This is a genomic window from Pseudarthrobacter sp. RHLT3-21 (assembly GCF_059383495.1).
Map to the genome: position 1 here is coordinate 1 of NZ_JBWZCI010000048.1, position 10,303 is coordinate 10,303.

Annotated in this window: 8 protein-coding genes and 1 pseudogene; 5 read left to right on the forward strand and 4 right to left on the reverse strand. The window is 61.6% G+C overall.

Going from position 1 to position 10,303, the window contains the following annotated elements; all coding sequences use genetic code 11:
- Positions 1 to 228: 228 nt before the first annotated feature.
- Positions 229 to 978, reverse strand: a complete 750-nt coding sequence (locus AC50YA_RS22825; protein ID WP_494984435.1) for a class II aldolase/adducin family protein — start codon at positions 976 to 978, stop codon at positions 229 to 231.
- A 171-nt stretch (positions 979 to 1,149) separates the two neighbouring features.
- Positions 1,150 to 1,938: an IclR family transcriptional regulator gene (locus AC50YA_RS22830; protein ID WP_494984436.1), complete on the reverse strand. Its 789-nt coding sequence runs from the start codon at positions 1,936 to 1,938 to the stop codon at positions 1,150 to 1,152.
- Between the two features lie 190 nt (positions 1,939 to 2,128).
- On the opposite strand from AC50YA_RS22830, the gene AC50YA_RS22835 reads away from it, so the two are divergent.
- From AC50YA_RS22835 to AC50YA_RS22855, 5 genes are all read left to right on the forward strand, one after another.
- Entirely contained in the window at positions 2,129 to 3,613 is a 1,485-nt protein-coding gene (locus AC50YA_RS22835) for an aldehyde dehydrogenase family protein (RefSeq protein WP_494984437.1), read from the forward strand.
- Positions 3,614 to 3,723: 110 nt separating this feature from the next.
- Complete coding sequence (locus AC50YA_RS22840) at positions 3,724 to 5,841, forward strand: hydantoinase/oxoprolinase family protein (RefSeq protein ID WP_494984438.1); 2,118 nt, start codon at positions 3,724 to 3,726, stop codon at positions 5,839 to 5,841.
- A 2-nt stretch (positions 5,842 to 5,843) separates the two neighbouring features.
- Positions 5,844 to 7,841 carry a hydantoinase B/oxoprolinase family protein gene (locus tag AC50YA_RS22845; protein WP_494984439.1) on the forward strand — a complete coding sequence of 666 codons (1,998 nt, stop codon included), beginning with the start codon at positions 5,844 to 5,846 and terminating at the stop codon, positions 7,839 to 7,841.
- A complete protein-coding gene (locus AC50YA_RS22850) occupies positions 7,838 to 8,119 on the forward strand; it encodes a hypothetical protein (protein ID WP_494984440.1) in 282 nt (93 codons plus the stop codon). Before AC50YA_RS22845 ends, AC50YA_RS22850 begins: the two co-directional genes overlap by 4 nt.
- Positions 8,116 to 8,886 (forward strand): SDR family NAD(P)-dependent oxidoreductase, encoded by a 771-nt coding sequence (locus tag AC50YA_RS22855; RefSeq protein ID WP_494984441.1) that lies wholly within the window; start codon positions 8,116 to 8,118, stop codon positions 8,884 to 8,886. Before AC50YA_RS22850 ends, AC50YA_RS22855 begins: the two co-directional genes overlap by 4 nt.
- Before the next feature lie 256 nt (positions 8,887 to 9,142).
- Here AC50YA_RS22855 and AC50YA_RS22860 read toward each other — a convergent pair whose 3' ends face one another.
- Together AC50YA_RS22860 and AC50YA_RS22865 are read right to left on the reverse strand one after the other, a co-directional pair.
- On the reverse strand, positions 9,143 to 9,868 hold the full coding sequence (locus tag AC50YA_RS22860; RefSeq protein ID WP_494984442.1) for a hypothetical protein: 726 nt from the start codon (positions 9,866 to 9,868) through the stop codon (positions 9,143 to 9,145).
- Between the two features lie 162 nt (positions 9,869 to 10,030).
- Positions 10,031 to 10,150 (reverse strand): annotated as a pseudogene (locus tag AC50YA_RS22865) (IS4 family transposase); the annotation flags it as partial.
- Between the last annotated feature and the right edge of the window lie 153 nt (positions 10,151 to 10,303).

The window sequence follows — 10,303 nt, forward strand, 5'->3', positions numbered from 1 at the left end:
CACCACGTGATCCGCTGCTCATTCTGGCGACGAAAACACCAACACCGCGCCCAACAATGTCACTACAAAACCCGCGGCCACACTCTACAAACGCGACTGTAGTACTAGGCCGGTTACCGGGCCGGTGGGATGACCTGCACGGTAAATTCCGCACCGTCTACGCCGGCTCAAGCCTCCTGGAATGGTGTCGTCAGGGGCGTGGGTCGACACTGTGATATCCCTTCCGGGTCAGACGTTTCCGAACTGCACGCGGGCCCGTGCCCTTGACCGCCAGATGCCCCATGCGCGCTCGATTTGCGAGTTCATGGTCGGGACGGTTGCCGCCCCTTCTTCTTCCGTGAGGTATGTGCAGGATCCCAGACGGAGCGCGTCTGCTTGGGTCTTGGCATTGATTTCGGTGTAGATGGCTCGGTAGACGGCATCCTTGAGTGACGTTCCAACTGCCACTGAACCGTGGCCACGCATCAGCAGGACGGGTGATTGTGCCAGGGACGTCGCGAGAGCCTGGCCGGATTCGGCCGTTCGAATGAGCAGGTCTGATGCATCTCCAAGGACGTCCCGGATTTCGAATACCGGTGTGGGCTTGGCGAGGAAGCCAGCCATGTGCATCACGGCCCGCAGCGGAGTGTCCACGATGCTGAAGGGAACGACGGCCGGTGAGTGGCTGTGGACGATGGCCAGCACGTCCGGACGAGCCTTGTAGATCTCGCTGTGGATGAAGCGCTCCAGGTATACCGGTCGCGGATCCAGAGTTTCGCCGTCGAGATTGAACTCGAGGATGTCGTCTTCACTGACGAGCGCCGGGGCGAGGTTTCGGGAAAGTAGAAAGCTGTCGGGCCTGTCCGCGACCCGTGTGCTGACATGACCGAACGCGTCCAGTACGCCCTGGTCGAACAGGATGTGATTGGCATCGACGAGCTCGGCCATCTGCACGGCCCGGCTCATATTTTCCTGCTCCATTGCAGTTCCACTGTTCATCTTCCGGTTTCTCCTCAGTGAGTTGGCTGCTACCGTCAGCCGTTGTCTGGCCGGCTTCCACCGGCAAGGGCCCCGATCAAGAGTGCGCCGCCCGCTTCTTCGATCCGAGAGGATTCTTCTATGAGGAACAGATTCATGAGGGCCCGCCGGTACATCAGGCTTCCGCGGCTCTCAATTCTCCCGATACCCGGCAAGGCTCCTGGTGGCCCGCTGGGCGATGGCCACTAAATCGGCGGCCAGCTTCTCGATCGTTGCGCTGTTCATACGGCTCGTGGGACTCGCGATGGAGAGGGCGGCCACGCCGTCCCCGATCTCGTTGTGCAGGGCCACGCTCACGGCACGCACCCCGGGTTCCGTGTTCGGCAGGCTGACGGCATATCCCTTAATCCGTATGAGTGCCAGTGAGTGGACCAGTGCATTCCATTCCCCCTGCGCAAGCCGGGCCTCATCGTCCGGTGCCGTGCCGGCACCTTCACCTACGTAGTAGAGGTCGCGCAGCTGCTGATCGGTCAGTTCTGCCAGCAGGGCCCTGCCTCCCGAGGAGGCACGTGCAGGCAACGCAGTTCCCCGGCGGTCACCGACCCGAAGGTATTGCGTGCATTCGACGGTCGCGATGAACCGCGTCCACCGTCCGCTGCGAACGGACAAGTGGACCGACTCGTCGCTGCTGTCCCGCAGTGCTTGCATGTGAGGCAACATGATTCTGGTCAGCTCCGATGTGGGCCTGTTCTCAACAGCCGACACGAAGAGTGACGGACCGGGCCGGTATCGATGTGTTTCATCGCGAATGGCAAAGTCGCGGTAGACGAGCATGGAAAGCAGCCGGTGGGCAGTCGACCGCACCACACCCAGCGCCTCGGCGGCCTCGGTAACCCCCAGCTGACCCTGGTCGCGCAGCAGGTGCAGGAGTAGCAGCGCATTATCCACGGAGGACAAAGGATAGGGCGGCTTGTTCTTCATAGAAGAATCATAGGGCTCTGTGGTTGCGGTCACATTAGCTTTGGGGGTACAGGGTTGACGAAGCAATGGCCAGGGAATTCGGGCCACAAATCTCATCTGCTGTAGCGCGGAATGTCGCGCTGAAAACACTCTGCACGTTCTGCCCGACGAAGGCCACGGCGGAGGGAAATGATTTGGAAAGGCTCCATCAATGACGATGACAACACACATGGACGGATTGATAGCGTCCAAGGTTGAGGCTGTGCTCAACCATAAATTCCGCCTTCTGGTCGGCGGGCGGCTGGTTCCGGCTCTGTCCGGCGCCTCATATGAGGTTCTGAGCCCGGTGACCGAGGCTGTAATCGCGCAGGTACCGGACGGCGGCACGGATGACGTGGAAGCGGCCGTCAGTGCCGCAGAAACGGCGAGGAAGGACTGGCGCAGGACCATACCGGCCGATCGTGCGGCCAGGGTGCAGCGACTGGCCAACCTCATCGAGGCCCATGCGGAAGAACTTGCTTTTCTGGATGCGATAGACGCCGGGTCTCCCATCAAAAATGCCCGCAATGACGTTGCCATGGCGGTAGCTCACCTGCGGATGTTCGCGTCATTTGCCTTGGAGATGAAGGGGACGACCATCCCTGCCAGCAACAACATCCACATGACCCTCCGTGAGCCCATCGGGATCGTGGCACGCATCGTGCCCTTCAATCACCCGCTGATGTTTGCGTGCAAGATAGCTGCACCGCTCGTCGCGGGAAACTGTGTAATCCTCAAAGCTCCCGACGTCGCACCCCTGTCTTCCTTGCGCCTGGGAGAACTCGCCGCTGACGTTTTTCCCGAGGGCGTACTGTCCATTCTGGTCGGTAACGGTCCCGAAGTTCCGCGTGCGATAGTGCGGCATCCGAAGGTGCGTCGGATCGGATTCATCGGCAGCGAGTCCACGGGCCGGGCGATCCAGCGCGACGCCGCAGAGGCGGGCGTCAAGGAGGTCACACTGGAACTCGGCGGAAAGAACGCCATGTTGGTCTTCCCCGACGCCGATCTGGACAAGGCTGCTGCCGGCGCCGTCGCGGGAATGAACTTCACATGGTCAGGTCAATCCTGCGGGTCCAATTCCCGGCTCCTCGTGCACGAGAGCGTAGCCGATGAGGTGACCGTCAAGGTGGTCAAGATCGTCAACGCGCTCACGATCGGCAACCCGCTGGACGAAACATGCGACCAGGGCACGATGATTTCCCGCGCCCAGTACCAAAAGGCACTCGACTACATCGACATCGCAAAGTCCGAGGGTGCGACCGTGCTGACCGGCGGGGGCCGGCCGGACGGGTTCGAACGGGGTTTCTATGTCTCCCCGACTGTGCTCGGCGACGTTGGCCCGGAAACCCGGATAGCCCGCGAAGAAGTCTTCGGCCCCGTGTTGTCCATTATGACGTTCAGCACTGAGGAAGAAGCCGTTGCGATCGCCAACAGCGTTGACTATGGCCTGACGGCCAGCGTCTGGACCGAAAATATCACGCGCGCGCACCGGGTGATAGGTGAACTGGAGGCCGGATTCACCTGGATCAACGGATCCTCCCGACACTTCCCCAATGTCCCCTACGGCGGGTACAAGGCTTCGGGAATAGGCCGCGAAGAAAGCATCGAAGAACTACTGAGCTACACCGAGCTCAAGACCGTGAACATCATGCTGTAACCCTGCTAAGCAGACCGCACCAGAGAACAACCTCCGGCTTGCCTGCTGACAGTCGTCAGCGCCACGGAGCTAAGCACACCAACATCATCTATCGATTGCGGAGAAATCACATGACATATGTCATCGGCATCGACACCGGCGGAACCTTCACCGACGCATTTGTCGCCGACCACCAAGACAGGGTCGCCGCAGCCAAGACGCCTTCAACACCACCGGATTTCGCGCAAGGGTTCCTCAACGCCATCGACGACCTTGCGCTGGAACTGGATCTGACTACATCCCAGCTCCTCGGCGACACCGACTACATCGTGCACGGAACAACCTCGACACTGAACGCGCTCGTAACCGGAGACGTCGCAAAGGTCGGGTTCCTTACTACTCAGGGCCACGGCGACTCAATTTCGATCATGAACCTGGAGGGACGGTACGCCGGTCTTGGCGCCGACGAGGTCCAGGACATGGCGCGGACCGCCAAGCCGGCACCCCTTGTTCCTTCCGAGCAGATCCATGAGATCAACGAACGGATCGACTATAAGGGAGAAGTGCTCGTTCCCTTGGACGAGCCCGGGGTCCGGACAGCAGTCCGTCAGATGCTCTCGGACGGTGTCGAAGCCATCGCCGTGTCCCTGCTGTGGTCCTTCCGCAACCCCGCGCACGAACAGCGGATCCGGGAAATAGTCCACGAGGAACAGCCAGACATGTACGTGGCGCTCTCCAGCGAGGTCAGCCCACGGATCCGGGAGTACGCCCGCAGCGCGACCACCATCATGAATACCCAGGTCGGCCCCAGGCTGGACGCATACCTGCGCCCGCTCGAGCAGGAGCTGAAAAACCGTGGGTTCGCAGGCTCCCTTCTCATCATGCAGGGATCCGGCGGCTGCGTGTCGGCGCACGAGGCACCCAAACATGCCGTATCCACGATCGGCTCGGTCCTCACCGGCGGCATCGTCGGCTGCACCCGAATGGCCGCAGCCCTGGGACACCGGAACGTCATCTCCACGGACATGGGCGGCACCACGTTCCTGGTCGGGCTGGTTTCGGACGGCAAGCCCGTCTCGGCAACCAGCACCGTCCTGAACCAGTACACAATCAGCACCCCCATGGTGGACGTGCACACGATCGGTGCAGGCGGCGGGGCGATTGCCTGGGTCGACGCCGGAGGCAACCTCCGAGTCGGACCCCGCAGCGCCGGCGCACGGCCCGGACCGGCCTGCTACGGCGAAGGCGGATTCGAACCGACCGTCACGGACGCGGACGTGGTGCTCGGCATCGTCAACCCGAACAACTTCCTCGGCGGCCGCAAGAAACTGGACAAGGAGCTCTCGGCCGAGGCCATCCGGGAGCACATCGCGGAGCCTCTGGGCCTGTCCGTAAGCGACGCGGCCCAGGCCATCTATGCGATTCAAAACGCCCAGACCGCAGACCTCGTCCGCAAGGTCGTGGTCAACTCGGGTCAGGATCCCCGCGACTTCGTCCTGTACTCCTTCGGCGGAGCGGGGCCGGTCCATGCGGCCAGCTACTCGGCAGACCTCGGCGTCAAGGAAGTCGTGGTTCCCCTGGGCTCGACTGCGGCGGTCTTCTCCGCTTATGGCCTCGCCGCGTCGGACATCGTTTTGACCATGGAACGCTCACAACCGCACAATTTCCCGCCGGATGCCGACCTCGTCAACGAAACGTTCGCCGGGCTCGAGACGGAACTGCGCTCACGCCTGATTGACCAGGGACTGGAATTCTCAGAAATCCACTACGAACGAGAGGCCGACATCCGCTACACCATGCAGATGGCCGAGGTCTCCACCCCCGTTCCCTCCGGGACCCTTGACGCGGACCAGATCGGGGCGGTCGGGGAACGGTTTGAACAGCTCTACGAAAACATCTACGGAAAGGGATCCGGCTTCCGCGAGGCCGGACTGCAGGTCATCACCTACCGGGTCCGGGCCGTCGGCTCACTGCCCATCCGGCCGGAACTTCCCGAGCACCCGGTCCTCGAGACTCCCCCTGCGCCAACAGGGACAAGGGACGTTTTCCTGGACATCGTCAACGGACTCGAACCCGCCGACATCTACGACTACAGCGATCTCGGCGCGAGTCACGAGATCTCCGGACCGGCCGTCGTGGAAGCACCGACAACAACGGTTGCCTTGCCGCGAGGCACGACTGCGACCGTCGACCGTCTGGGAAATCTCGTCATCCGTTACGCCACCACTTCAACTGACAAGGAGAACTGATCATGCCTATCGTTCCCGTTTCCGGGTCTGAAAAGTTCGCGCTTCAGCCCGCCCCGCTCCGCGCCGATCAGCGCCGAATCGGCTCACTGTCCCTCCACATCGTCGACGACGCGACCGTGGGTGGCCTGGATCCCCTCACCTACGAAGTCATACGTCACCGTCTGGCGGCCATCACGGAGGAGATGGGCGATGCAATCAAACGGATGAGCGGATCGGTCGTCGTGACCGACTGCAACGACTTCGGGGCCGCCATCATGGACGAAGCCGGAGATACCGTCCAGGTCGGCCTTTACAACATGCAGCTGGCCTCCTCACTGGACATGGCAGCGAAGTGGACACTCGAGAACCGCAGCGCCAACCCGGGCATCAACCCCGGCGACATGTTCCTGTGCAATGACCCCTGGGTCGGCGGCGGTCTGCACCAGAACGACGTCACCGTCCTCGCACCGCTCTTCCACGACGGAGAGCTCTTCGGATGGACCGGCGCAGTAGCGCACCAGGTCGACCTCGGCGGCGTCTCTCCGGGCAGCTGGTCGGTCGACGGCATGGACGTGTTCTGGGAGTCCTTGCCCACACCGCCGATCAAGATCGTCGAAAACGGCGCCGTCCGCGCCGACGTTGAAGACGTCTACCTGCGCCGCTCCCGTGTCCCCAAACTCGTGGCACTGGATCTGCGCGCCAAGATCGGGGCCAACAACGTCGCCCACGACCGGCTGACCGCGCTTATCAACAAATACGGACGCGACACCGTCAAGGCCGTCATGAAACGCATGATGAATGACTCCGAGTCAAGACTCCGCGCCAAACTCCTGGACCTCCCGGACGGCACCTGGGGTGCCGTGGCGCATCAGGACGGCGGGAGGGCAGGAGACCGGAATGTCTACAAGATCGTCCTGAACATGACCAAGACCGGTGAACGGCTTATCTTTGACTTCACCGGTACCGATCCGCAGGTAGAGGGCATCATCAACTGCACTATGGCTGGCCTGCGCGGCGGGATCATGCCGATCGTGCTGAGCATGCTCTGCCCTGATATCCCGTGGGCCCCCGGCGGAATCTACCGCACCATCGAGATCATCAGCGAACCGGGCACCATCAATAACTGCATCTTCCCGGCAGGAATCGGCAAGGGCTCTGTCGCCTCCGCCTGGTCGACCCAGAACGCAGTCTCGGAAACGATTGCCAGTATGCTCTCCACCCACCCGGAACATTCCGAGCACCTCATGAGTGTGTGCTGCGGATCCTGGGACCTCACTGTTCTCGCAGGCGTCGACCAGCGCGGCGGTGGATTCGTCACCATGCTTTGCGACGCAATGGCCGGTGGCCTCGGCGCCAAAGTCGACGGCGACGGTGTCGATACCGGCGGCCTGAACTGCATCCCGATGGGCAGGGTTGCGGACGTCGAAATTAACGAATTCAGCTTCCCGATCCTGTACCTGTGGCGCCGCGAAGAGGAAGACTCCGGCGGTCCCGGGAAATACCGAGGCGGCGCCGGAGGCTCAAGCTGCTTCATCCCCCACGACTCTCCGGTCGGAGCAGTCCACATGGTTGTCTCAGCCCCCGGCAAAGCGGTGCCTCAGGCGCCCGGCTTGGCCGGCGGATACCCCGCAGCCACCCAATACGACGTTCTCGTGCGCGGATCCAATGTCCTGGAGCAATTCAAGACCGGTGAGATGCCCTCGTCCCTGGGAGACCTCGGAGGCGAAGCCCACACGGTGCCGCCGCACCTCGAGACCGATCTCGGCGTCGGGGACGTGTACTACACGCACTGGCAGGGCGGTGGCGGCCTGGGTGACCCGCTGCTGCGCGAACCCCGGAAGGTGGCAGCTGACGTACTCAAGGGCAAGGTCTCACGCAGGGCCGCCATCGATGTCTACGGCGTGGCCGTCGATGAAACCGGCACCGTTGACTCTGAAGCCACCACCAACGCACGGCAAACACTCCGGCTTGAACGCGCCGGTTTGTCCCACCACGAAGCAAAGACAGGAGCACCGGCATGAACATCGATACAAACCTGGCAGTGACCGACACCGGCACCGTCGCATGCCGCCACTGCGGGGCCACAGTCGGAGACTCCGTCCAAGCGCCCATGACCCGTGCAATCCGGAACGAACGCCCCTCAAGCGCCGCAGGTCCGGGTGTGAAGGCGGACCCGGCACTATTCACCGACAGACCGATTGTCATCAGGCAGAGCTTCTGCCCCGGCTGCCTCGTGTGCCTCTCCACCGAGGTCGCCCCCGCAGATGAAAAGACATACAGGAAATGGGTACTTTCGTGAGCTACACAGATTTGGCCAACAAGGTAGTCGTCGTAACCGGCGCGGCACAGGGCATCGGCCTGGCCTACGCGCGCAGGCTAGTGAACGAAGGAGCAACGGTCGTGCTCGCCGACCGTGCAACAGACAGCGTGGAAAAGGCAGCAGCCGCCCTCAACGAGAACGGCAGCCAGGGAAAAGCCATCGCCCACACACTCGACGTCGCCTCAGCCAACAGCTGCGCTGAGCTTGCCGAATCGCTGAGGAAAGAATTCGGCAGCGTCGACGGGCTGGTCAACAACGCCGCCATCTTCTCGACCATCACCATGAAGCCGTTCTGGGAAATATCCACAGACGAATGGGATCGGCTCATGGATGTCAACCTCAAGGGCCCGTGGCTGCTGACCACAGCGCTCCTGCCGCTACTGCGTGCCTCAGCCGGCGCGAGCATCATCAACATCGGATCCGATGCCGTCGCCATGGGACGACAGGGCTATCTACACTACGTCGCAAGCAAAGGCGGGGTGGCAGGCATGACGTTCTCTATGTCCCATGAGCTGGGCGAATTCGGCATCAGGGTCAACACCTTGTCACCGGGGCCGGTCTACACAGAAGTATCACGGGACACCGTGTCGGCCGCTCAGAAAGAGGCAATGATGGCCCGCCAGGCTCTGCACCGCACCGCAGGTCCCGATGACATGACCAGCCTTGTCGCCTTCCTCCTCCGAGACGAGAGCAGCTACATCACGGGCCAGACCATCTCCGTCAACGGAGGACTGATCCACCGCTAGACCCGGGGAACCTGCGAACGCAGGTCATTCCGCTACAGCACGAAGAATGCAGCGATCAGCGTGCCGTGTCCTAGCGTTCGAGCCCGCCGCGTCCCAGTGTCCTGCCCTTGCCCCCCTGTTTGGACATTCTTGACGTGTTGGTGCCTCCAACCGCGGCGCCGGTCACTACTTCGTCGGTGCGCGCAGCGGAGGCTTTGATCCGTTCGTTTTCGGCATCGGAGCGGGCCTGGCCGATAAATCAATGTCGGCGGCGGCTTCACCTGAAGCCCGGCTTGTCGGGTTCTCTTGTCCCAGGGAACATTTTCTCAGGCATTACGTACTTCAGGTAAGCGTCATCGATGAGCTGATTTCTCTGCCCAAAGCTCTCTTCACCGACGACATCCTTGATCGACGCGTATAGGTCGTAAGTGAAGAGAACCGGATCGTTCACTACCTTCAGGAGGGCGTCTCCGATCACGTCACCAGGCAGCGATGACAGGTGTTCGATCTCGCGGAGCGACACGGTAAGCACAGGAATCTCAGTAGCCGGCAGTCGGTCCCTGATGTCGTCTGTATTGGCCAGGTAGCAGGGCTCAGCTGTGACTACCAGTCCAATCATCGGCCGGTCACGAGGGAGGGCGGAAAATTTGCTGTTGCCTGACATGATCTGTGCGACGGATTCGTTGATCTGTTCATAGCCGCGCCGCAGCTTCGCGCTGATCGCCCCAACAGCCGTCGTATCGCCAGCCCGAGCGTCTAGAGTCGTTCGTGCTGACTTGCACTCAATGAGGATCGTGGCTGATGGAGTGATGAGGAACCAGTCAACGGACAGGTTTCCACTCCTGCCCCAGCGTATCTCCGGTAGGACTTCGAGTTGACCGGTGTGGTTTAACTGGTTCCCCGTGTAGGCGTCAACCCTGTCCCCAAACTCTCTTCCGAAATCTTTGGGCCACTGCTTCCACCCCAAGTAGTAGAGATTTTCTGGAGAGAACGAGCGGAGCACCAAAGAACTTTGGGGAGCGCAGACATTGCCGTTTCCGAGCTCAATCAGGGGAGTCTTGACCAAGGGGTTGTATCCGTATTTCCGCAAGCCGCCTCGCAATTGAGCAGCGGCGAGGCCATCTTGTCTTGCCTCTTCGATGGTTGCCGTGAGCCGATCTAGAGTTCCCATCACCGATGTGACGGGCGACACATCAGCCGGGAACACCCGCGTCAACACGCCAAGAGAAACATGGTCACTCAACCGCTCGGGACCCTCCGGGGTCACCCATCCACTACGCGCCATGCCGAAAGATTAACACACCTGTGCTAAGTAAACGGCATTGGAGTTAGACCCAATGCCGTTTACTTAGGTTTCTTTGGTATTCGTTTGAGTGGCCAGTTGGACATCTTGCGTTTGACGGCGCGGGTGACAATGCGTTGTCGTCGGAGGGGCAGG

Bases quoted from the DNA above. Each gene is read 5' to 3' on its own strand.
- AC50YA_RS22830 (WP_494984436.1), bottom strand. From the start codon at position 1,938: ATGAAGAACAAGCCGCCCTATCCTTTGTCCTCCGTGGATAATGCGCTG.
- AC50YA_RS22845 (WP_494984439.1), top strand. From the start codon at position 5,844: ATGCCTATCGTTCCCGTTTCCGGGTCTGAAAAGTTCGCGCTTCAGCCC.
- AC50YA_RS22825 (WP_494984435.1), bottom strand. From the start codon at position 978: ATGAACAGTGGAACTGCAATGGAGCAGGAAAATATGAGCCGGGCCGTG.
- AC50YA_RS22835 (WP_494984437.1), top strand. From the start codon at position 2,129: ATGACGATGACAACACACATGGACGGATTGATAGCGTCCAAGGTTGAG.
- AC50YA_RS22850 (WP_494984440.1), top strand. From the start codon at position 7,838: ATGAACATCGATACAAACCTGGCAGTGACCGACACCGGCACCGTCGCA.
- AC50YA_RS22840 (WP_494984438.1), top strand. From the start codon at position 3,724: ATGACATATGTCATCGGCATCGACACCGGCGGAACCTTCACCGACGCA.